This window comes from Halobacterium sp. R2-5, from assembly GCF_011734195.1.
Classification (GTDB): domain Archaea; phylum Halobacteriota; class Halobacteria; order Halobacteriales; family Halobacteriaceae; genus Halobacterium.
The window spans coordinates 1428569-1450385 of the sequence record NZ_JAANTH010000001.1 but is presented as its reverse complement, the minus strand read 5'-3'; the positions used below and the strand labels follow the sequence as shown (position 1 = coordinate 1450385).

Annotated in this window: 22 protein-coding genes, 1 tRNA gene and 1 pseudogene; 15 read left to right on the top strand and 9 right to left on the bottom strand. The window is 70.0% G+C overall.

The window, feature by feature from the left end; genetic code table 11:
- Nucleotides 1-3: 3 nt before the first annotated feature.
- From btuC to G9C83_RS07785, 7 genes and pseudogenes are all read left to right on the top strand, one after another.
- Nucleotides 4-1107 carry a vitamin B12 ABC transporter permease BtuC gene (gene btuC, locus G9C83_RS07810; protein ID WP_167245529.1) on the top strand — a complete coding sequence of 368 codons (1104 nt, stop codon included), beginning with the start codon at nucleotides 4-6 and terminating at the stop codon, nucleotides 1105-1107.
- Nucleotides 1104-2303: a heme ABC transporter ATP-binding protein gene (locus tag G9C83_RS07805; RefSeq protein WP_167245528.1), complete on the top strand. Its 1200-nt coding sequence runs from the start codon at nucleotides 1104-1106 to the stop codon at nucleotides 2301-2303. The genes btuC and G9C83_RS07805 overlap by 4 nt, the downstream gene beginning before the upstream one ends.
- Before the next feature lie 58 nt (nucleotides 2304-2361).
- Entirely contained in the window at nucleotides 2362-4371 is a 2010-nt protein-coding gene (locus G9C83_RS07800; RefSeq protein ID WP_167245527.1) for a PGF-CTERM sorting domain-containing protein, read from the top strand.
- A gap of 33 nt (nucleotides 4372-4404) precedes the next feature.
- Nucleotides 4405-4950 (top strand): thermonuclease family protein, encoded by a 546-nt coding sequence (locus G9C83_RS07795; RefSeq protein ID WP_167245526.1) that lies wholly within the window; start codon nucleotides 4405-4407, stop codon nucleotides 4948-4950.
- 46 nt (nucleotides 4951-4996) lie between these two features.
- Nucleotides 4997-6460 carry an HTTM domain-containing protein gene (locus tag G9C83_RS07790; RefSeq protein ID WP_347877783.1) on the top strand — a complete coding sequence of 488 codons (1464 nt, stop codon included), beginning with the start codon at nucleotides 4997-4999 and terminating at the stop codon, nucleotides 6458-6460.
- Between the two features lie 59 nt (nucleotides 6461-6519).
- Nucleotides 6520-6633: pseudogene (locus G9C83_RS16265) on the top strand (molybdenum cofactor biosysynthesis protein); the annotation flags it as partial.
- A 301-nt stretch (nucleotides 6634-6934) separates the two neighbouring features.
- Nucleotides 6935-7954 (top strand): hypothetical protein, encoded by a 1020-nt coding sequence (locus tag G9C83_RS07785; RefSeq protein WP_167245525.1) that lies wholly within the window; start codon nucleotides 6935-6937, stop codon nucleotides 7952-7954.
- Nucleotides 7955-8038: 84 nt separating this feature from the next.
- On the opposite strand, the gene G9C83_RS07780 is transcribed toward G9C83_RS07785, so the two are convergent.
- Nucleotides 8039-8112, bottom strand: a tRNA-Thr gene (locus G9C83_RS07780).
- Nucleotides 8113-8220: 108 nt separating this feature from the next.
- Nucleotides 8221-9204 (bottom strand): class I SAM-dependent methyltransferase family protein, encoded by a 984-nt coding sequence (locus tag G9C83_RS07775; protein WP_167245524.1) that lies wholly within the window; start codon nucleotides 9202-9204, stop codon nucleotides 8221-8223.
- Between the two features lie 82 nt (nucleotides 9205-9286).
- Here G9C83_RS07775 and dph5 point away from each other — a divergent pair, with 82 nt between their 5' ends.
- Entirely contained in the window at nucleotides 9287-10084 is a 798-nt protein-coding gene (gene dph5 / locus G9C83_RS07770) for a diphthine synthase (protein WP_167245523.1), read from the top strand.
- Here the strand turns inward: dph5 and G9C83_RS07765 are convergent.
- The 4 genes from G9C83_RS07765 to G9C83_RS07750 are packed head-to-tail and all read right to left on the bottom strand — an operon-like array spanning nucleotide 10081 to nucleotide 12922.
- Nucleotides 10081-10485, bottom strand: coding sequence for a TrmO family methyltransferase (locus tag G9C83_RS07765; protein ID WP_167245522.1), 405 nt, complete (start codon nucleotides 10483-10485; stop codon nucleotides 10081-10083). The two genes, dph5 and G9C83_RS07765, sit on opposite strands and share 4 nt — an antisense overlap.
- A 60-nt stretch (nucleotides 10486-10545) precedes the next feature.
- The gene (locus G9C83_RS07760; protein WP_167245521.1) at nucleotides 10546-11331 is read right to left on the bottom strand and encodes a VOC family protein; all 786 of its coding nucleotides are present in this window, start codon (nucleotides 11329-11331) and stop codon (nucleotides 10546-10548) included.
- Between the two features lie 54 nt (nucleotides 11332-11385).
- Complete coding sequence (locus G9C83_RS07755; protein ID WP_167245520.1) at nucleotides 11386-11808, bottom strand: TIGR04206 family protein; 423 nt, start codon at nucleotides 11806-11808, stop codon at nucleotides 11386-11388.
- A 1-nt stretch (nucleotide 11809) separates the two neighbouring features.
- Nucleotides 11810-12922, bottom strand: coding sequence for a GTP-binding protein (locus tag G9C83_RS07750; protein ID WP_167245519.1), 1113 nt, complete (start codon nucleotides 12920-12922; stop codon nucleotides 11810-11812).
- A gap of 101 nt (nucleotides 12923-13023) precedes the next feature.
- Here G9C83_RS07750 and G9C83_RS07745 point away from each other — a divergent pair, with 101 nt between their 5' ends.
- A complete protein-coding gene (locus tag G9C83_RS07745; protein WP_167245518.1) occupies nucleotides 13024-13224 on the top strand; it encodes a hypothetical protein in 201 nt (66 codons plus the stop codon).
- 82 nt (nucleotides 13225-13306) lie between these two features.
- Here G9C83_RS07745 and G9C83_RS07740 read toward each other — a convergent pair whose 3' ends face one another.
- A complete protein-coding gene (locus G9C83_RS07740; protein WP_167245517.1) occupies nucleotides 13307-13993 on the bottom strand; it encodes a hypothetical protein in 687 nt (228 codons plus the stop codon).
- A gap of 160 nt (nucleotides 13994-14153) precedes the next feature.
- Between G9C83_RS07740 and G9C83_RS07735 the strand changes: the two genes are divergently transcribed.
- The 6 genes from G9C83_RS07735 (at nucleotide 14154) to G9C83_RS07710 (ending at nucleotide 19908) form a co-directional block, all read left to right on the top strand.
- Nucleotides 14154-15719, top strand: a complete 1566-nt coding sequence (locus tag G9C83_RS07735) for an AarF/UbiB family protein (RefSeq protein ID WP_167245516.1) — start codon at nucleotides 14154-14156, stop codon at nucleotides 15717-15719.
- Between the two features lie 95 nt (nucleotides 15720-15814).
- Nucleotides 15815-16306, top strand: a complete 492-nt coding sequence (locus G9C83_RS07730; protein WP_167245515.1) for a 50S ribosomal protein L11 — start codon at nucleotides 15815-15817, stop codon at nucleotides 16304-16306.
- Nucleotides 16307-16522: 216 nt separating this feature from the next.
- Nucleotides 16523-17161 carry a 50S ribosomal protein L1 gene (locus G9C83_RS07725; RefSeq protein ID WP_167245514.1) on the top strand — a complete coding sequence of 213 codons (639 nt, stop codon included), beginning with the start codon at nucleotides 16523-16525 and terminating at the stop codon, nucleotides 17159-17161.
- 1 nt (nucleotide 17162) lies between these two features.
- Nucleotides 17163-18209 carry a 50S ribosomal protein L10 gene (locus G9C83_RS07720; RefSeq protein ID WP_167245513.1) on the top strand — a complete coding sequence of 349 codons (1047 nt, stop codon included), beginning with the start codon at nucleotides 17163-17165 and terminating at the stop codon, nucleotides 18207-18209.
- A gap of 2 nt (nucleotides 18210-18211) precedes the next feature.
- Nucleotides 18212-18553: a 50S ribosomal protein P1 gene (gene rpl12p, locus G9C83_RS07715; protein WP_167245512.1), complete on the top strand. Its 342-nt coding sequence runs from the start codon at nucleotides 18212-18214 to the stop codon at nucleotides 18551-18553.
- Between the two features lie 119 nt (nucleotides 18554-18672).
- Nucleotides 18673-19908 (top strand): tripartite tricarboxylate transporter permease, encoded by a 1236-nt coding sequence (locus G9C83_RS07710; RefSeq protein WP_167245511.1) that lies wholly within the window; start codon nucleotides 18673-18675, stop codon nucleotides 19906-19908.
- Here G9C83_RS07710 and G9C83_RS07705 read toward each other — a convergent pair.
- Nucleotides 19905-20222 carry a cupin domain-containing protein gene (locus G9C83_RS07705; RefSeq protein ID WP_167245510.1) on the bottom strand — a complete coding sequence of 106 codons (318 nt, stop codon included), beginning with the start codon at nucleotides 20220-20222 and terminating at the stop codon, nucleotides 19905-19907. The genes G9C83_RS07710 and G9C83_RS07705 overlap by 4 nt on opposite strands.
- Nucleotides 20223-20298: 76 nt before the next feature.
- Nucleotides 20299-21801, bottom strand: coding sequence for an HVO_2922 family protein (locus tag G9C83_RS07700; protein WP_167245509.1), 1503 nt, complete (start codon nucleotides 21799-21801; stop codon nucleotides 20299-20301).
- Between the last annotated feature and the right edge of the window lie 16 nt (nucleotides 21802-21817).

Genomic DNA, 21817 nt, shown 5'->3' with positions numbered 1-21817 from the left:
CAGATGCGAGCCTACACCCGGGCGAGCGCGTGGACCGCCGGCACGTTCCTCGCGCTCGTCGCCGTCATGCTCACCAGCGCCACCATCGGTCCGGTCCGGATTCCCCTCGACCGGGTCGCGCTCGCGGCGCTGGACGCCTTCGCGGTCCCCACGGCAGCGACGTTCTACGTCACGTCCGTCGCCGTGCCCGCGGTCGGCGACCTCCCGTGGCTCACCGTGGACCTCGTCTACTCCTCCCCGCTCGACTTCGCGGTCCCCGACCAGCAGCAGCTCATCGTCGGCGAAATCCGGCTCCCCCGAATCGTGCTCGGCGCGGTCGTCGGCGCCGCGCTCGCCGTCGCCGGCACCGTGATGCAGGGGTTCTTCCGGAACCCGATGGCCGACCCCTCCATCATCGGCGTCTCCTCGGGCGCCGCGGTCGGCGCGGTCACCGCCATCGCGTTCCCGCTGTTCCTCCCGTTCGGCATCCAGGTCTCGGCGTTCGCGGGCGCGCTCGTCGCCGCGTTCGGCGTCTACCTGCTCGCCACGGAGGGCGGCCGCACGCCCGTCGCGACGCTGCTGCTCGCCGGGGTCGCCGTCCAGACGTTCCTCGGTGCGATTACCTCCTACGTCATCGTCCACTCCGGGGACAGCATCCGCGAGGCGATGTACTGGCTGATGGGCCACCTCCACCTCGCCAACTGGTCGGACGTGGAGCTCACGCTCCCCGTCGTCCTCGTGGGCAGCGTCGTGCTGCTGGCGTACGCCCGCGACCTGAACGTCCTGCTCGCGGGCGAGGAGGACGCCCACACGCTCGGCGTGGAAGTCGAGCGCACGAAGCGCGTGCTGCTCGCGGTGTCCAGCGTCGTCACCGCCGCCGCCGTCTCGGTCGCGGGCGTCATCGGGTTCGTCGGGCTCGTCGTCCCGCACGTGATGCGCCTGCTCGTCGGGCCCGACCACCGCGTCCTCCTCCCGACGTCGGCGTTCGCGGGCGGCGCGTTCCTCGTCGCCGCGGACACGTTCGCGCGCGCCGGCCCCGCCGAACTCCCCGTGGGCATCGTGACGGCGTTCGTCGGCGCGCCGTTCTTCCTCTACCTGCTCCGCAACCGGGAGGTGCACGCGCTGTGACCCTCGACGTCCGCGACGTGGACGTGGAGCTCGGCGGCACGCAGATTCTGGACGCCGTGAGCGCAACCGTCGGGGACGGCCGCCTCGTGGGCGTCGTCGGGCCGAACGGCGCGGGGAAGTCGACGCTGCTGCGCGCGATGAACGGCGTCGTCGAACCCGTCTCGGGGACCGTGCTCGTCGACGACGAGGCCGTCCACGAGCTCCCGTCGAAGGCGGCGAGCCGCCGCATCGCGAGCGTCCCGCAGGACACGAGCCTCGGCTTCGACTTCAGCGTCCGCGAGACCGTCGAGATGGGCCGGCACGCCCACGTCCCGCGGTTCGGCGCCGACCCGGACCCGGACGCGGTCGAGCACGCGATGGAGCGCGCGGAGGTCGCACAGTTCGCCGACCGCGACGTCACGTCGCTCTCGGGCGGCGAGAAGCAGCGCGTGCTGCTGGCGCGCGCGCTCGCCCAGCAGGCGCCCGTCCTCCTGCTGGACGAGCCGACCGCGAGCCTCGACGTCAACCACCAGGTGCGCACGCTCGAACTCGTTCGGGGGCTCGCCGACGACGCCGACCGCACCGTCGTCGCCGCCATCCACGACCTCGACCTGGCGGCGCGGTACTGCGACGAACTCGTGCTCGTCGCTGACGGCCGCGTGCTCGACTCCGGCCGCCCGGCGGACGTCCTCACGCCCGAACAGGTGCGGGAAGCGTTCGACGCACGCGTCGCGGTCGGCACCGACCCCGCGACCGGCGAGCCAACAGTGACGCCGCTCCCGGACGCCGAGGGCGGCCTCGACGAGCGCGTCCACGTGCTCGGCGGCGGGGACGCGGCGACGCCCGTTTTGCGGGCCCTCGCCGACACCGACGCGACGGTCACGGTCGGGCCCGTCGCGGAGGGCTCGGTCGACGAGGAGACGGCCACGCGGTTCGGCGTCGACGCCGTCACTGTCCCGCCGTTCGCGACGCCCGGCGAGGACGCCGTCGCTCGCGCACGCGAGCTCGTCGCCGACGCGGACGCCGTCGTCGTTCCAGATGCAGCGGCCTCGCTGGGCGTCAACGAGCGACTCCGGGGTGTCGCCGACGCGACAGTCGTCGTCGGCGAAGGCGCGCGACCCGCTAGCGGCGCGCGAGTGGAACTGGACGCGCTGGCGGCCGCGCTCGCGGCGCTCGACGCGCAGACGGAGGCGTTCGCGGTCGCCGACGGCGGGTGAGTCCGCGGCGCGTGCCGCGGCCGAGTTCCCTTTGTACGTTGCACTCGCAGGCCCAGCTATGAGACGTGTCGCTGTCGCCACCGTCGTGGTCCTCCTCGCGACACAGGTCGCGGGCGCTGCCGCCGTACAGGCGCCCGTGACTGCGGACGCGGACGCTCCCGCGGAGACCAGCGTGACTGCCTCGGAGCGTACACTCGCCGCCGGGAGCGCGCAGTCCGCGACGATTCGGAAGGACATCGAACTCCGCCTCACGCCCGACGAACCGGGCGCCATCGGCGTCACCGCCACGTACGACGTCCCGGACTCGGTGACGTCGCTGCGCGTGAACGTCCCCGCCGACGCCCGGAACGTCGACTCCGACTCGTTCACGCAGACGCCCGACGGCTACGAGTGGGACGGCACGACCGACCCCGCGTCAATCGCGTTCACGCTGCCCGCGAACCAGACCGCCACGGGACCGCGTAGTCCCGGGGGCGAGGTCGACGGCGACTACTCGTTCGTGGACGTCGGCGAGTGGGCGCTCGTCACCGTGCCGCAGCTCCGAAGCCGGTGGAGCTACCGGTCGAGCGGGGGTGAGGTGACCATCGCCGAGGACGTCACGATCGCCGGCCAGGGGTCGACGGGCGGCGAAATCGCGTACCTCGGTCCCGTCGAGGAACACACGCGCACCGCCAACGGTCAGACGTTCACGCTCGCGGTCCCCGAGCACGCCTCGCTGGCGGCGTCACCGGAGGCGGTCCTGGACGCGCTCGACGCCGCGTCCGGGAAACTCCACGTCGGCGCGCGCGACGACGACGTGTGGTTCGCCGCCGCGCCGACGGACGCGGACTGGGGCGTGCGCGGCGTCGAGTACGGCGGCAGCGACGCGTGGGTGGTCGCGGACGCGCGCCTCGACAGGGCGAGCAACGTCTGGTTCCACGAGTACGTCCACACCAGACAGGACTACCGCACCGCGGAGAGCGGCCGGTGGACGATGGAGGCCGCCGCGGAGTACTACGCGTCGCTGCTGAGCCTGCGCACCGACTACGTGACCTTCGGCGCGTTCGAGACGCACCTCTCGTACGGCGAGCGCAGCCCGTGGCGGGACGCCGTCCTCTCTCAGCCGGGGACGTGGCCCTCCGGCGCGAACTACGTGAAGGGCCCCCTCGTCTGGGGAGAGATCGACCGCCAGGTGCGTCTCGCGACGGACAGCACCGAGACGATGTCGGACGTCCTCTACCGGCTGAACCAGCTCGCCGACCCCGTGACGAGCGCGATGTTCCTGGAAGCCGTCCTCGACGTCTCCTCGCCGGAGGTCGAAGAGCTCGCGAACCAGTACACGAACACCCGGGAGACCCCGGAGATGTGGACGCGCGGCGAGCACGCCGAGGCGTTCGGCACGGAGCCCGCGCGCGTGGCGTTCGAGGTCCGCGAGTACCGCGTCTCGGGGCCGTTCCGCAACGAGACGTTCGCGCGTCCGCCGACGCTGTACGTCGGCGAGACGGTGACCGTCGTCGGCTCTGTCACCAACGAGGGCGGCCAGACCGGCGAGTACGTCGCCACTGTCGGATTCGAGGGCGGCGTGCTCTCGGAGGCCCGCGGCGAGCTCGAACCCGGGGAGTCCGCGGAGGTCGCGCTCCGCGAGGAGGTCGGCGCCGCCGGGACGTACAACGTGACCGGAGGACGGACCACCGTGGGACTCGACGTCCGCGAGCCCGCGAACGTCTCCGTCAGCGACCTCACTGTGAACGAGTCTAGCGTCCGACCGGGGGGTTCCGTGGAAGCCACCGTGACGCTGTCGAACCCGAACGACGTGCCCGCGACGGGCCCCGTCGCAGTCACCGTCGACGGCGAGGAGGTCGCGACCGTCGACGCCGCGCTCGCGCCCGGCGAGTCCACGACTCGGACTGTGACGGTGACGCTCGCTGACGCCGGCCAGTACACGATTGCCGCGGGCGACCAGTCCGTGACCGTCGGAGTCGGCGAGAACGAAACGGGCTTGGGCATCCCCGGCTTCGGCGTCCCGATCGCGCTCGTCGCCGTGCTGCTGGCCGCAGTGCTCGCCAGTCGCGCCGGCCGCGACGCCTGACAGTTTAAACACGATGGAGCGAGAGGTCCACCCGTGAACCGACGCGCACTCGCCGCGCTCGCGGTCGTCGCGCTCCTCGCCACCGCGGGCTGTGCGGGGCCACTGACTGGCAATCGGGAACGCGCGGACAGCCGGAACGCCACCGTCGTCCACGTCGTGGACGGCGACACCGTGGACGTGCGATTCGCAGACGGGAGCGAGGACCGAATCCGACTGCTGGGCGTGGACACCCCCGAGACCCACGCGGACGTGACGCCCGGCGAGTTCGAGGGCGTCCCGGACACCGAGGTCGGTCGCTCTTGTCTGCGGACGTGGGGCGAGCGCGCCAGCGAGTACGCCGCCGACAGGCTCGCCGGCGAGGACGTGACGGTGCGTTTCGACGCGGAGAGCGACCGCCGCGGCGGCTACGACCGGCTGCTCGCGTACATCTACGTCGAGAACCAGTCGTTCAACCGCGCGCTGCTCTCCGAGGGGTACGCCCGCCTCTACGACAGCGAGTTCACGCAGCGCGACGACTACGCCGCCGTCGAGCAGCGGGCGCGGGGCGACGAGACCGGGCTCTGGGCGTGCGCGAGCTGACCCCGGCCACGGAAGGCTTATTCTCCGCGGGCCGGCAGTCGGGGACGTGACGGGACGTCTCCGCGCCGCCGTCGCGCGCCGGCTCGGCGTCGACGCGCGGGCGCTCGCAGCCCTCCGGGTGGCGCTGGCGGGCATCGTGCTCGTGGACCTCGCGCTGCGCACGCGCTACCTCGCCGCGTTCTACACGGACGCCGGCGTCTACCCGCGGTCGCTACTCGTCGAGCAGTACGGCTCGCTCGCCCGACTCTCCGTGCACGCGCTCTCCGGCGCGGCGTGGGTGCAGGCCCTGCTCTTCCTCGCGACTGCGGCGGCCGCGCTGGCGATGCTCGCGGGCTACCGGACGACGCTCGCGACCCTCGCGACGGGACTGCTGGTCGGGTCGCTGCACTACCGGAACCCGCTCGTGCTGAACAGCGGCGACACGCTCCTCCGGATGCTGTTCCTCTGGGCCATCTTCGCCCCGCTGGGCGAACGGTGGTCGGTGGACGCGCTCCGGAGCGACAGCGATGCGAGAGAGCGCGTGCTCGGCGTCGCGACGGCCGGGCTGCTCCTCCAGGTGGTCGTCGTGTACACCGTCAACGCCGTCCTGAAGCTCCGCGGGGAGCTCTGGCTGTCCGGCGAGGCGGTCAGACAGGTCCTCGAACTCGACATGTTCACGGTCCTGCTCGGCGAGATGCTCTCGGAGTACCCGGCCGTGGTCGTCGCGTTCGACCGGCTGTGGCTCGCGATGCTGACGGCGTCCGTGTTCCTCGTGGTCTCGACCGGGTGGCTGCGCGCGGGCTTCGCCGCGCTGTTCGCCGCGATGCACGCCGGCATGCTGGTCTCGATGCAGCTCGCGGTGTTCCCGCTCGTCTCGATCGCGGCGCTGCTGCCGTTCCTCCCGGCGAAGGTCTGGGACCGACTGCCCGGCTGGCGAGCGGTCCCCGCCCTCCGCACGTTCCCCCTCTCCGAGTACGCACACAGGGTCGAGCACGCGCTCCCAGTTCTCGCGCTGCCGGCGCTACCCGCCGTCGTAGTGCGGTGGAAGAACCGCGTCGCCCCGGCGCTGCTCGCCGTGCTCCTCGCGGGGTTGCTCGTCTGGAACGCCGCGACGGTCGGCGCCGTGGACGTGCCGGAGGCCGGCCCCGTCGACGGCCAGCCGGAGCCGCGGTGGTCGATGTTCGCACCGACGCCCGTCGGCACCGACTACTGGGTCGTCGCGCCCGGCCGACTCGACTCGGGCGGCAGTGTGGACGCGTTCCACGGCGGCCCCGTCCAGTGGTCGGAGCCGCCCGACGTCGCGGGGAGCTACCCGAGCTCGCGCTGGCGGAAGTACGTCGCGAACGTCCGGAGCGCCGACGACCAGTCGGTCCCCGACGCGTTCGCCGGCTACCTCTGCACGCGCTGGAACGAGCGGAGCGAGGACGAACTGCGGTCCGTGTCGGTGTTCGTGGTCGAACAGGACGTGCGCAGCGACGACCCGCCGCCGACCGACCGCGTCACGCTGGCGAACGTCAGCTGCTCGGCGTAGACCGCGGCACGCGGACGGATTCGGACGAACACCGAATCACCCGTGCGTCTCTCACCGTGATGCCACGAGTCGAACGGCTGCGCGTCTCCCCCGTGAAGGGGCTGGACGGCATCGACGTCGACGCCGCCGAGAACCTTGGCGGCGACACGCTCGCCGACGACCCCGAGCGCGCGGAAGCGTGGTTCTCCGAGTGGGCCGACGAAGCCGACCGCGGGCAGACGTCGAAGTCGGGGCCGGAATTATGTGGTAACCACTCGAGAGCCAACTCACGCATACGACTTAGTATAATTCGCCCGACTAGTGGTGTATGCGTCGCCGCTACGACCTCACGCTAGCGGAGGCTAGCTTCGCGGCCGGACTCGCTGGCTGTAGCAACTCCAGCAGCAACGGCCACAGCAAGTCGAGGGCGTTCGAAGTCGTCCGCTTCGAGGGCGTTCGAACAGGGCCGCGCTGCCGATCACGTCGTACTACTTGATGTCTCTCTCTAACTACTTCGGGAGTTGGCGGAGCTGGTTTCCCGTCCCGACCGACGACCACGGGTTCGACTTGGTCCGATGGCTGCTGCTCGAAGGGCACCGCCACGCCGTCACCGGGGCGCTCCTGACACTGACGTTCCTCTCGATCATCGCTCTCGGATCACTGTGGACCTTCGAGATGAGTCAGCTCCTCACCGAAACCCAGGCCGTCCAAACGATACTCAACAGCCTCCTGAGCGGAATCATTCTACTGGTGTCGATCGTCGTCTCGATCAACTCCATCGTCCTCTCCTACGATATCACCCACGTCGACACGCAGGAGGACCGCATCGAGGGGATGATGGACTTCCGACACCGGCTCGGCCAAATCACGAGTAATAAGGTGACCCCGACGGAGCCGCACAGTTTCCTCAACGCGATGGCCAACACGATCCGAAGGGAGGCCAACGAGCTGTTGGCCGAGGTCGAGGAGACCGACGAAGAGTTCGCCGAGGAGTTGAAGGAGTACGTCTCTCAGATCACCGAAACCACTGAGCGCCTCGAACACTCGATCACTGAGGGGAGTGGCGGCAAGTTCGGCGTCCTGTGGCTCGGGCTCGAAACGGATTACGGCCCGATGGTGAACCGGTCCCGGGAGATCACCTCGCGGTACGGAAACGACCTCTCCGAGACGGGAACCGACCATTTCGAGAATTTGATCGAAGCGCTGGAGCTGTTCGCCACCGGACGGGAGTACTTCAAAACGCTGTACTACACGCTCGAGATCTCAGAGCTCTCGCGGACGCTCCTGCTCGTCTCGCTACCGGCGATCGTGGTGACGGCGTCGACGATTCTCGCGATCAACGCTCACCTACTGCCGGACATCTGGATGTTGGGGCTCCCGCCGCTGCTGACGTTCGTGGCCCTCTCGCTGGTGATTGCGCTGGCCCCGTTCATCGTGCTGACCTCGTACATGCTCCGGGTGGCGACGGTTGCCAGACGAACCGCCGGCGCCGGGCCGTTCGTCATCAAGTCGTGACCAGTTCGGTGGGACGACCGACGAAACGGTTGGGTGAACGAGCCAGTATCGAACTCGCCCGAAGCGACGGTCGTCGCAGAAGTAAGCCGGTAGAGGGATTTGAACCCTCGGCCTATTCCTTACGAAGGAATCGCTCTACCAGTCTGAGCTATACCGGCGCGCTTCGCGTCACTCGCGCGCCGCACCCTACCTCGTTGCGCCCGGTAGGACACCGGCACTACGCGTGCACTACTCCGTAGCCGGATTCGAGAAATAAGCCTTGCGAATCACCGGCGCGTGAGGCGGGCGTCCACGACGACGTTGAGTTCGTGGGGCGCGTACGACCGTACCGTGCGCTCGTTCTCGACCGTGACCTCGTACTCGGGCTCGGCGGCCTCGCGGATAGCGGCCTCACCGGGGTCGTAGAGGTCGTCCTCGTGCTGGATGTCGTAGAAGTGAATCACGCAGTCGTCGCCCGCGAGCGCGACGGCGGTGTCGAGGAACTCGTCGGCGGTGTGCGGGAGGTTCATCACGATGCGGTCCGCCCAGTCCTCGTAGTCCTCAGCGGTCTCCCGGACGTCACCCGCGATAGCCGTCACGCGCTCGCTCACGTCATTTCGCTCGGCGTTCCGCCGGAGGTACTCGATTGCCGTCTCGTTGATGTCGGTCGCGACGACCTCCGCGCCGGCTTTCGCCATCGGAACGGCGTAGGGGCCGACGCCCGCGAACATGTCGAAGGCGTGTTCGCCGTCTTCGACCTGTTCGACGACGCGGTGGCGCTCGGTCGCGAGCCGCGGCGAGAAGTACACCTCGGCGAGGTCGAGTTCGAACTCGCAGCCGTACTCCGTGTGAACCGTCTCCGTGCTCTCGCCGGCGACGACGTCCCAGTCGCGGGTTCTCTCGGTGCCCTTGATCTTCGACGCGCGGTTGACGACCGTCTCCGCGCGGACGTCCGACTCCATCACCGCCGCGGCGATCTCGCGGGCGCGCTCCGGGTCGTCCTCGTCGAGGATGACGACGTCGCCGAGGCGCTCGTACGTCGGCTCGAAGCCGAGCAGTTCGGCGGGCGTCGTCGGCGTCTCGCGCTCGGGCGCGTCGAAGTCCTCGACGTCGAGGCCTTCAGGGACCGCTTCGGGGTCGCTGACGGGGATGTAGAGGTCGCCGTCGCTGGCCGTGATGGCGTACTCGTCGACGACGAGGTCGTCGTCCGCGAGTCTGCGGCGCGTGGCTTCGCCGTCCTCGGTGGGGACGCGGACGCACGGCACTGGCATGGCCGGGAGTCGGGCGGGCGCGGCCTTACCCGTGTCGCTCTCGTCTCGAAACCCATAGGGCGGCCCGGGGGCTACGGGGCGTATGCTCACGTTCGTCGGGCTCGGCCTCTACGACGAGCGCTCGGTCACCGTCGCGGGCGCCGACGCCGTCGCCGACGCCGACCGCGCGTTCGCGGAGTTCTACACCAGCAAGCTCGTCGGCGCGGACGTTGCCGACCTCGAAGCCTACCACGGCACCGACATCGAGGTTCGGGACCGCGCGGGCGTCGAACAGGACCCCGAGCCGATTCTGTCGGCCGCCGAGTCCGGCGACGCGGTCTTCCTCACCGCCGGGGACACGATGATTTCGACGACCCACGTCGACCTCCGGCTGCGCGCCGAGGAGCGCGGCGTCGACACGCGCGTGATTCACGCGCCGACCGCCGAGTCCGCGGCGTCGAGTCTCACGGGCCTCCAGAACTACCGCTTCGGGAAGGCGACGACGCTGCCGTTCGAGTGGGCGCACGGCGCCGACGGCGTGCCGAGTTCGGTCGTCGAAACGGTCGAAGCGAACCGCGAGCGCGGCCTGCACACGCTCTGCTATCTCGACATCAAAGTCGACCACCCGCGCGTCGACGGCGACGAGTACATGACCGCGAGCCACGCCGCCGGCCTGCTCGCCGAACACTGGGACGCGGACGCGCTCGGCGTCGTCGTCGCGCGCGCCGGCGCACCGGATGCGAGGGTGCGCGCGGACCGCCTCGGCGCGCTCGCCGAGGTGGACTTCGGCGACCCGCTGCACCTGCTCGTGGTCCCGGGGGACCTCCACCACGTGGAGGCAGATGCGCTCGCGGGGCTCGCGGACGCGCCCGCGGACGTACTGGACGAGTACCGCGACTAGTTCTCGGGCGGCGCGCCCTCGCCGACGCCCTCGATGACGTACTTGAGGTCGGTGACGGGACTGCCGTCGACCATGTCGACGCCGTCGACGTCCAGCGTCCCCGCCTCGGGGTCCGCGTCGAGCACGTCGCAGGTCGTCACGCAGACCGGGTTCGGTCGGGCGGGCGAGCGCGTCGTGAACACGCCGCGGTCGCCGTCGCGAACCCGCAGCACGGAGCGGTCGGCGTCGTCGGCCCACCAGACGACGAGCACGGAGTGGCCGGCCTCGAGACCCGCCAGCCCCGCGCGGTACTGTTCGTCGACGTAGACGGTGCCCGAGGCGTCGCCGAGAAACCCCTGCCGGGGCGCGTCGTCGCGGGACGCGAACGGCGTCTCGACGCGACCGATTGGCTCACACTCCATACCGACGCTACCGAGCGAGCGGAGAAAAACGGGCGGGCACGGACCCGCGTCGCGGGAACGTCAGTCCTCGCGGTCGACCGGCGACTCTGCGGGGTTCAGAATCTCTATCTCGTGGCCGTCCGGGTCCTCCGTGAACGCGTAGTCGAAGTCGCAGGACTCGGGGTCGCGGTAGTCTTCGGCCTCGCGTTCCATCAGCGTCTCCCAGTCGCCCACGAGGTCGGCCGTGCGCACCGCGAGGTGGCCCCACGCGTCGCCGAACTCGTACGAGCGGCCGTCGTAGTTGTACGTGAGCTCGACGGCCATCGCCTCCTCGGCGCTCCCCTCGGGCTTCACGAAGTAGTTCGCGAACGTGTCGGCCTCCCAGCGGCCCGTGTGCTCGTACTCGAACTTCCGCGTCCAGAAGCCGAGGTGCTCGTCGGCGTCCGCGACGCGCACCATCGTGTGGTCGAGGCTCCACTTCGCGCCGTGGTCGCGCTCGACGATTTCGACCTCGTGGCCGTCCGGGTCCTTCACGAACGCGTACGACCCGCCGCAGGAGTCCGGGTCGCGGTAGTCCTCGACGCCCTCGTCCATGAGTTCCTCGTAGGCGTCGTAGACGTCCTCGACGCGCACGGCGATGTGGCCCCACGCGTCACCGAGGTCGTACTCGTCGGTGTCGTGGTTGTGCGTGAGCTCGAGGAGCGCGCCCTCCTCGTGGACGTCCTCGGGGCCGAGGTAGACGATGGTGAACGTGTCCGCCTCCCAGCGGCCGTATTCGACGTAATCGAGGTGCGACTGGTACCAGTCCAGGGATTCGTCGAGGTCGCCGACGCGCATCATCACGTGGTCGAGTACGAATTCGCTCATGTCAGGGGGATGGGTTGGCGCGTCGAAAAGCGTACCGAACGCGGAACCGATCGTTCACTCCCCCAGCAGGTCGTCGCCGTACCCAACCCAGACGGCCACCCACAGCCAGAGCGCGCCCACGGGAATCGCGAGAATCGTGGGCTGACGGGACAGCGAGAGCGCGAGCAGCCCCACGTCGACGCCCGCGAGGAAGAGCAGGCCGGCGGGCACGCGCGAGTCGAGATCAGAGACGTGGTCGAAGACGGCTGTCGCGAGCGCCGCCGCGTACAGCAGCGTCGCCGTCGGCCACGCGGTCAGTCGGGGCGGAACGCTCGCGACGCGGGAGACGTACTCCGGGAGCGACGTGAACGAGAACGGGTCGAGGTGGAGGAAGCCGACCGAGAAGACCGCGTACCAGCCGCCGTCGAACGTGACGACGACCCACGGGAGTAGTCCCGCGAGCAGCACCGCCGCGAGCCGACGTGACGAAGCGGCCACGCTACCGCCGCGCGACGACGCGCATGACGTCCTCGTCTTCGAGGACGTGGTCGCGGCCGACCTGCTGTTCGTCGTGTTTCGCCGACGGCCCGGTGACGCGCGCGAACCGGAAGCGCTCGTCGAGCGTGCCGCCGAGCTTCTGGAGGGCGTCGTCGACGGTGTCGCCCTCGCGGACGATGAGCGGCTCCTCGTAGTCGACGCCGCGGCCGGGCTTGTCCATGTAGACGCGGATGAGGCCGAGGTCCTCCCACATCTGCTCCTTGAGCGAGTCGAGCCCTTTCTCCTCCTCAGCGGAGATGAAGATGGCCTCCTCGGGGTCGATGCCCTGCTCGCGGAGGTCCGCCTTCATCGTCTCCGCGTACGACGGCTCGATGAGGTCGACCTTGTTCACCGCGACCAGCGACGGCATGTAGACGCGGTTGTCCATCACGCCGTCGATGAGTTCGTCCACGGAGGGGTTCCCGCGGATGGTGACGTCGGCGTTGATGAACCCGCGCTCGCGCAGAATCTCCTTGACTGTGTCGTGGTCGAGGTCGAGGTCGCCGGAGGTGTTGACGTCGATGCCGTCCTTGCCCTTCCGGCGGACGGTCACCGACGGGGGCTCCTCGTCCACGCGGATGTTCACGTTGTAGAGCTCCTCGGCGAGGCGCTCGTACTGCTCGATCTCGAACGCGGACAGCATGAAGATGACCAGGTCCGCGGCCCGGATCACCGAGAGAATCTCCTTGCCGCCGCCGCGGCCGCCCGCCGCGCCCTCGATGAGCCCCGGCACGTCCAGTAGCTGGATGTTCGCGCCGCGGTACTCCAGCATGCCGGGGTTGACGTTGAGGGTGGTGAACTCGTAGGAGCCGACCTCGCTGTCCGCGTTCGTCATCGCGTTGATGAGCGAGGACTTCCCCACGGAGGGGAACCCGACGAGCGCCACCGTCGCGTCGCCGTGCTGCTCGACGGCGTAGCCCCCGCCGCCGCTGCCGCCGGACTGCTGGGCCTCCAGCTTCTCCTTCTTCTCCGCGAGCTTCGCCTTCAGCCGGCCGATGTGGGCCTCCGTCGACTTGTTGTACGGCGTTTCCGAGATTTCTTCTTCGAGCGATTCGATTTCCTCCTCCAGACCCATTAGCGTGGGATAGGCTGGTGCCGCCGTTAAGCGCTTTCCCTCACGCCCGACCGGGATTGGTTTCGACACGTTCATACTCCGTCTCAAGAGAGTCACCGGTGATGCCCGACCCCTCCAGGCTGCGCGACAGCACGCAGATCGTGCTCCCCGCGTCGACGCTGGAGGGCGTCCGCGAGGACATCGAAGAGGAGTTCACCGTCAGCTTCCTCGAACAGGACGGCGTCGTCCGCATCATCGGCAGCCCCGTCGTCATCAAGGAGGTCGGCGACTACCTCGCGCGGCAGGGCGTGAACGTCCCCTGAACTGAATCGCGCCCGACACCGGACCCCGGGCCGTTTCGACGGGGCCGCGTGCTCGCTCTCCACGTCCCGCCGAGAAACTGTCCTACGCTGGCTCCACGGAACGAACGACGAGGAGCGCGCCCGCCAGCACCGACACTCCGAGGAGGACGACGACCGTCACGACGAGGACGAGCCGCGTCGTCGCCGGGGCGTCGGCGGCGAGCGGGACGAACACCCGGACGTCGAGGACGACCACGGCCACGGCGCCGACGACGTCGAACAGGAGGTCGTAGGCGGTGTCCCGCCACCCGTAGTGGACCAGCACGGGCTCGATGTCGTACCGCTCGCCGAGAGCGCGCGCGACGAGTTCGACGACCTCCCAGAACACGCCCCCGACCGCGGTGTAGGCGACGGTCGCGGCGGCGACCGCGGCCGACGACCACGCGTCGCCCGCGGCGACCGAGACACCAGCGTACACGAGCGCCGCGAGGAGCGCCGCGGAGACGGTGTGCGTGAGGTGGTCCCACCACCAGACCGAGTCGTACGGCCCGAGCATCCCGACGGAGTGCAGGAGACCGGCCGCGGCCGCCCACAGCGCGAGCTCCGGGACGACCAGCCCGCTCGCGCCGAGCCGGAACTGGGCGGCGCCCGCGACCGCGACGGCCGCAACGGCCAGCGAGACGACCGCGTTGACGACGGCCGCGCCGTTCTGGCGGCGAACTGCGAGGGCGAGCACCGCAACGAGGGAGGCGAAGAGGGCGACCACCGCGCCGACCGCGACGCCGTTCATTGGTCGAGGGCCACCGGTTGGCGGGACATCGCGGGACCGATTCATGACTCTTTGGGCGTCGGGGCACGGCCGCGTCTCCTCGGCGTACCTACGTATATGTGACCCGTGTCCGAAGAGAGCGTATGACTCGCCAGCGAACCCCGTCCCGCCTAGAAGAGAGATGAGCGGCTTCGTTCGTCGATATCTCTCGGTCGTCGTCCGGTTCCTCCCGTTCGCCGTCGCGTTCCTCCGCGACCGGCGCCGGTTCCTCGCGTTCGGCCCGCCGCGGCAGGTCGGCGAGGAGACCCACAGGCGGCGGGCCGAACGCATGCGCGACACGATGCTGGACCTCGGTCCCGCGTTCATCAAGGTCGGACAGGTGCTCTCGACGCGGCCCGACATCGTGCCGCCGACGTACACCGACGTGTTCCGGACGCTCCAGGACCAGATTCCGGAGGGGACCGGCGGCGACCCGCAGGAGGTCCTTCGCGAGGAGATCGGCGACGACCTCGACCTCTCGACGCTGGAGCCGGTCGCCGGCGGCTCGCTCGCGTTCGTGTACACCGTCGTCCACGGCGGGGAGCGGATCGCGCTGAAAGTCCGGCGGCCGGGCGTCGAGCCCGTCATCGAGCGGGACCTCCGGGTCATCCGCGGGCTGCTCCCGGTCGTCGGCGTCTTCCTCCCGGAACGCCAGCAGTACTCCGTCCGGAACGCAGCCGACGACTTCGAGGAGATCATCCTCGCGGAGCTCGACTTCGACCGGGAGCGAGCGATCATGGCCGAAATCGGGGAGAACTTCGCGGACGACGACCGCGTCGCCATCCCCGGCGTCTACGACGACCTCTCGTCCGAGCGCGTGCTGGCCATGGAGTACCGTACCGGCCGGAAGATAACCGACGACGACGCGTTCGAGGGCGTCGACGTTGGCCCGCGCGAGATGGCGACCCGCATCACGAAGGTCTACCTGGAGATGGGGCTCGTCGACGGCGTGTTCCACGCCGACCCCCACCCGGGGAACCTCGCCGTCACGGACGAGGGACGGCTGCTCGTCTACGACTTCGGGATGAGCGAGCGGCTCCCGCCGTCCGTGCAGGCGGACATCGTCGGCCTGTACCGCGCGCTGGTGCGGCGCGATGTCGACGCGCTCGTCGACGCGCTCGTCGCGCTCGACGTCCTCGAAGCGAGCGTCGACCGCGCCGAAGTGCGTCGCGTCCTCGAACTCGTCATCGAGAACCTGGAGGGCCGGTCGGCGGTCACCTGGCGGGCGATCATCACGGAGCTGACGTCGACGCTGCGGGCGTTCCCGTTCCGCATTCCGCCGGACGTGATGCTGCTCGTCCGGGTCGGCACCGTCGGCGAGGGCGTCTGCCGCCAGCTCGACCCCGAGTTCGACTTCCTCGCGGCCGTCCGCTCGTTCCTCGTCGAGGAGGGGTTCATCGAGAGCGAACTCGGGGCGGTCGTCGAAGAGGTCTGGGGGGACGTCAGCCGGTCGTTGCCCGCACTGACGCGCGTCCCCGCGCGGTTCGACCGGGCGCTCGGCCAGCTCGAACGCGGCGAGCTCGTGGTTCGAACGGAGCCGGCCGACCGCGGGGAGTCACGCGACCCGCCGCTCGGGTACGCGGTCCTCGCTGGCGCACTGACCGTCGCCGGGTCGGTGTTCACGCTCCACGCCCGGCCCTACGAGGTGCCGGCGCTCGCCCTCGCGGCGGTGTTCCTGCTCGCCTACCTCGCTGGCCGCCGTCGGTAATCTGCCGGCGGCTTCCGCGTCCCGCCGTCGGTCCGCGCGCCTGCGGAGAATCTGCTATCAATATGTTTAAAGCCGCGGCGACGGTTCGTCCGGGTATGGCTGAGACGATCGAAGTACTCGTGGCTGGCGGTCAGGCCGACCCCGGGCCGCCGCTCGGTCCCGAACTCGGACCGACGCCCGTCGACGTGCAGGCCGTCGTACAGGAGATCAACGACCAGACCGAAGCGTTCGACGGCACGGAAGTGCCGGTCACCGTCGAGTACGAGGAGGACGGGTCGTTCAGCATCGAAGTCGGCGTCCCGCCGACGGCCGCTCTCGTGAAAGACGAGGCCGGCTTCGAGACCGGTTCCGGCGAGCCCAACGAGGACTTCGTCGCGGACATCTCCATCGAGCAGCTGAAGACCATCGCGGAGCAGAAGAAGCCCGACCTCCTCGCGTACGACACGCGCAACGCCGCCAAGGAGGTCGCCGGCACCTGCGCCTCCATGGGCGTCACCATCGAGGGCGAGGACGCGCGGACGTTCAAGCAGCGCGTCGCGGACGGCGACTACGACGACGTGCTGGGTGCGGAAGAAGCGGCAGCGTAAACTGGAATTCTCGACTTCGGTTCGTGGTTCTCGCGTGCCGTCGCTGTTCCCGATTCCTAGCGGAGCGACCGCTCTCAGCGCCGCTCGCGCCGGAATCGTGGTTCGACGGTTTTAAGGACGCGTTGCCCCTCTCTCGAAGCGAGACAGGCTTCGCCTGTTTCACTGACCCGTAGGAGATCCGACCTTCACAGGGTCAATGCACTACGGAGGTGAAAGATGGCAGACAACGACATTGAAGAGGCCGTAACTCGCGCACTCGAGGAGGCCCCAGAGCGGAATTTCCGTGAGACGGTGGACCTCGCGATCAATCTGCGCGACCTCGACCTCAACGACCCGTCGAATCGTGTCGACGAGGGCGTCGTACTGCCGTCGGGCACCGGACAGGAGACACAGATTGTGGTCTTCGCAGAGGGCGAGACCGCAGTTCGAGCCGAGGAAGTCGCGGACGAGGTCTACGGTGGCGACGAAGTCGCCGACCTCGCCGACGACACCGACGCCGCGAAGGACCTCGCTGACGCGACGGACTTCTTCGTGGCCGAAGCATCCATGATGCAGGACATCGCGGGTGCGCTCGGTCAAGTGCTCGGTCCGCGCGGCAAGATGCCGACGCCGCTCCAGCCCGACGACGACGTCGTCGAGACAGTCAACCGAATGAAAAACACCGTGCAGCTTCGCAGCCGCGACCGGCGCACGTTCCACACGCGCGTCGGCGCGGAGGACATGTCCGCCGAGGACATCGCGGACAACATCGACGTGATCCTGCGCCGCCTGCACGCGGACCTCGAGAAGGGTCCCCTCAACGTCGACGCGGTCTACGTGAAGACGACGATGGGGCCCGCCGTGGAGGTGGCTTGAGATGTCCGCCGAGGAACGCACCACAGACACCATCCCCGAGTGGAAGCGCGAGGAAGTCGACGAGCTCGTCGACCTGCTCGAGAACCACGACAGCGTCGGCGTCGTGAGCGTCACGGGCATCCCGAGCCGCCAGCTCCAGGACATGCGCCGCGGCCTGCACGGCAGCGCCGCGCTCCGCATGAGCCGGAACACGCTGCTCGTCCGTGCGCTCGAAGAGGTCGACGACGGCCTCGAAGACCTCACCCAGTACGTCTCGGGCGAGGTCGGCCTGGTCGCCACGAACGACAACCCGTTCGGGCTCTTCCAGCAGCTCGAGGAGTCGAAGACGCCCGCGCCCATCAACGCTGGCGAGGTCGCGCCGAACGACATCGTCGTCCCCGAGGGCGACACCGGCATCGACCCGGGTCCGTTCGTCGGCGAACTCCAGCAGATCGGCGCGAACGCGCGCATCCAGGAGGGCTCCATCAAGGTGATGGAGGACTCCGTCGTCGTCGAGGAGGGAGACACCGTCTCCACGGACGTCGCGAACGTCCTCGCCGAGCTCGGCATCGAGCCGAAGGAAGTCGGCCTGGACCTCCGCGGCGTCTACTCCGAGGGCGTCCTGTTCACGCCCGAGGAACTCGAGATCGACGTCGAGGAGTACCGCGCGGACATCCAGTCCGCGGCCGCGTCCGCACGGAACCTCTCCGTGAACGCGGAGTACCCGACGTCGCAGACCGCGCCGACCCTCATCCGGAAGGCCCAGGGCGAGGCGAAGAGCCTCGGCCTGCAGGCGTCCATCGAGAGCCCGGACCTCGCGGACGACCTCGTCAGCAAGGCGGACGCGCAGGTGCGCGCGCTCGCCGCGCAGATCGACGACGAGGAGGCGCTCCCCGAGGAGCTCCGCGGCGTCGAGGCGCCCGCCGCAGCGGCGGCGGAGCCCGAGGAGGACAGCGAAGACGAACAGAGCGACGACCAACCCACTGATTCCGAGGCAGACGCCGACGACTCCGACGACGACGAAGACGGAGGCGACGGCGCCGAAGGCCTCGGGGAGATGTTCGGATAACAATGGAGTACGTTTACGCAGCACTCATCCTGAACGAGTCTGGCGAAGAGATCAACGAAGAGAACATCACCGGCGTCCTCGAGGCCGCCGGTGTCGACGTCGAGGAGTCCCGCGTCAAGGCGCTCGTCGCGGCCCTCGAGGACGTCGACATCGAGGAGGCCGTCGCCGAGGCTGCCGCCGCTCCGGCCGCGCCCGCCGCGGGCGCCGCTGGCGGCGACGAAGCCGAGGAAGCGGACGAGGAGGCCGAGGCCGAAGAAGAGGCCGAAGCCGACGAAGCCGAGGAAGCCGGCGACGACGAGGACGAGGAGGCCAGCGGCGAAGGCCTCGGCGACCTCTTCGGGTAATCCGGTTCCACGACCAGCCGTTTTTCTTTCGCGCGCAACGCCGAACAGCCGCCGGCTCGCCGCCCGCTCGCTGCGTTCGTCCGTAGCTTGAAGTACGGGAGCGGGACCAACTCGCCGCGATGGACGTCGCCGGCGTGCGCGTGCTCGTCGCTCCGGGTTCGTCAGCGGCGGCGCTGGCGGCAGTTGCGGCCGGCGTCTTCCTCGGGACGTGCTCGGGGCTCGTCCCCGGCCTCCACGTGAACTCGCTGGCGCTACTGCTCGCTGCGGCCGCGCCCAGCGTTCCAGGGCCGCCGCAGCTCGTCGGTGCCGCGATGCTCGCGGCCGGCGTCACACACTCGTTCCTGGACGTCGTGCCGACGCTCGCGCTCGGCGTTCCGGACCCCGCAATGGCGGTGAGCGCGCTCCCCGGCCACCGGCTCGTGATGGGCGGCCGCGGCCGGGAGGCGCTGCGCGTCTCCGCGCTCGGCAGCGGCGTCGCCGTGGCCGTCGCGTTCGCACTCGGAATCCCGGTCACTGTGGCCGCGACGGTCGTCGCGCCGCTCGTCTACGAGCACCTCTCCGTCGTGGTCGTCGCGCTCCTCGTCGTCCTGCTCGCTCGCGAACCGACGCGACGCTCGCGTCTCGGTGCCGTTCTGGCGGTCGCTGCGAGCGGCGCGCTCGGCGTCCTCGCGCTCCCGATGCGTCCCGATAGCGTGATGCCGACCGGGGACGTGCTCGCGCCGCTGTTCGCCGGACTGTTCGGCACGCCCGTCCTCATCGAGGCCTTCCGTGGCGCCGGCGTCCCCGAGCAGGACGACCCAGCGGTCGCCGGCGGCCCGCGCTCGGTCGCGGGTCCGGGGTTCGCGGGCAGCCTCGCCGGCGCCGCAGTCGCGTACGTCCCCGGGATGTCCGGCGCCATCGCCGCGGTGTTCGCCGTCGAGGCGACGCGCGCGGACGGCGACCGCGCGTTCATCGCGGCGCTCTCCGGCGTCAACACCGCGAACACGGTGTTCGCCCTCTACGCGCTACTCGCGCTCGGGAACGCCCACACGGGCGTACTCGTCGCGTTCGAACGCGCCGCATTACCGAAGACGCTGCCGCTGCTGCTCGCGAGCGTCGCGCTCGCGGCCTGCGCGGGCGCCGTCCTCGTGCCCGTGCTCGGCGACCGGTACTTCCGACTCGTACGCGGCGTCGACCACCGCCGCCTCACGGCCGGCGTCTGCGGGCTGCTGGCGGTGCTCGCGTGGGTGTTCGCGGGACAGATCGGCGTCGTGCTGCTCCTCGTAGCGACGCTAATCGGACTGATTCCGCCGTACTTCGGCGCGCGCCGCGTCCACCTGATGGCTGTGCTGCTCGTGCCGCTCGCGTTGAACTAGCTCTTCGGCGCGAACACGACCAGCGCCTCGGCGTCCGCGACGGCGCGCGGCGCGACGTCCTGCTCGCCGTCGAACCGGACGCCGTCACCGGCGTCGAGGTCGTACGTGTCGTCGCCGAGCCCGAGTTCGAGGGCGCCCGACAGCACGTAGAGGACGACCATCGAGTCGGGGTGCTGGTGGGCGGCCACTTCTTCGCCCTCGTCGAGGGCGAGCCGGACGGTCCGGGGGTCGCGCGTCTCGAACACCTCGGCGTGGGGCGTCTCGGTCAGCGCGTCAACGTCCGCGAGTTCGACGGCTGGAGTGTCGTCTGTCACGTCCGCATTTCGCGCTACGGGCACCCAAACCTATTGCCCGAACACGTTCGCAAAAGAGCGGTCGGCTGGCCTGCCGTCACTCGCTGCCGACGTCCGCACCGGGGGCGTTGCGCTTCACGCTCTCGATGCCGGCGCGGGCCTTCGACCGCGAACTGTAGCCCTCGCCGCCGTCGGCGATGATGTTCCCGTTGCGGTGGCGGAGCCGCCAGCGGTACTCGCCGCCGCTGTCCTCGAACACCTCGAACACCGCGAACCCGACGTCGAGCGCGTCGGCGTCCGGCGCGTACTCCCGGAGGCGCTCGACGGCGTTCTCGGCCTCGTCGCGGCGCGTGTAGCCCTCGCCGCTGTCCGCGACGACGTTGCCGTTCTCCGCGGTGAGCCGCCAGCGGTACTCGTCGGCGGCGTCCTCGTAGACGTCGAACTCGGCGTCCCCGACGCGGTCCTGCAGGCGGTCGACGGCGCGGCGGGCGTCGCGGCGTCGCGTGTACCCTTCGCCGCTGTCCGCGAGGATGTTCCCGTTCTCGTGGACGAGCCGCCACCGCCACTCGCCCGCGACGTCGCGGTAGATTTCGAACGACGCCGGGTCGAACGTGAGGTACTCCGCGGGCCCGACGTTGGTCTGGACGCCTTCGACGGCGCGGCGGGCGTCGCGGCGCCGCGTGTAGCCCTCGCCGCTGTCCGCGAGCACGTTGCCGTTGTCGTGGACGAGTCGCCAGCGGTACTCGCCGCCGCTGTCCTCGAACACTTCGAAGGTCGCCCGGCTCTCCTCGGGTTCCTCGGAGAGCATCGGGAGCTCGTCGAGGTCCGCTTCCTCGTCGACGGCGGCGGGTTCGGCGTGGATCGCCGCCGCGCCGAGCGCGTTCCGACGCACGCTCTGCATGCCCTTCTGGGCGTTGTGCTTCCGGGTGTACCCCTGTCCGCCGTCCGCGACGACGTTGCCGTTGCGGTGGCGGAGCCGCCAGCGGTACTGCCCGGCCTTGTCCTCGTAGAGCTCGAACTGCGCCTGACTCGACCGGACGGACGCGAGCTCACCTTCGAGCTCGTCGCGGGCGCGTTCGGCGGCTTCGAGCTCGCTCTCGACTTCCCCGACGCGGCGCTCGCGCTCCTGACTCTCCGCTCGCGCGGCCGCGGTCTCCTGCGTCGACCGGGTGGACGTGAGCAGCGGCACGAGCACGGCACCCGCGCCGATGACGGCGACGCCAGCGACGTACAGCGTGATGACGCCCTGGTGGCCGCTCGCGGTCTGCCACTGGTTCGGGAACACCGCGAGGAACCACGCGATTGCGGCCGCGCACAGCAACAACCCGAGGTAGACGGCCGTCGTCGCGGTCCGTCGCAGCGGCAGCCGGATGACGGGGCCGGCGATGAGCAGCGCGAACCCGGCCGCCCCGAGCGCGACGCTGTACTCTCGCATCGAGCCGGCGGACTCGCTGGGCAGGAACAGCAGGATTCCGACGATACCGAGCACCAGACCGGCGACGAACACGAGGTAGCCGTAGACCTCGTCTTCGGTCTCGGCTCGCCCGATCTGTCGCTCGTAGAACTCAGTCACGCCACCGCCGCGGCCAGTTGTCGACATGGCCGCCACCACGCAG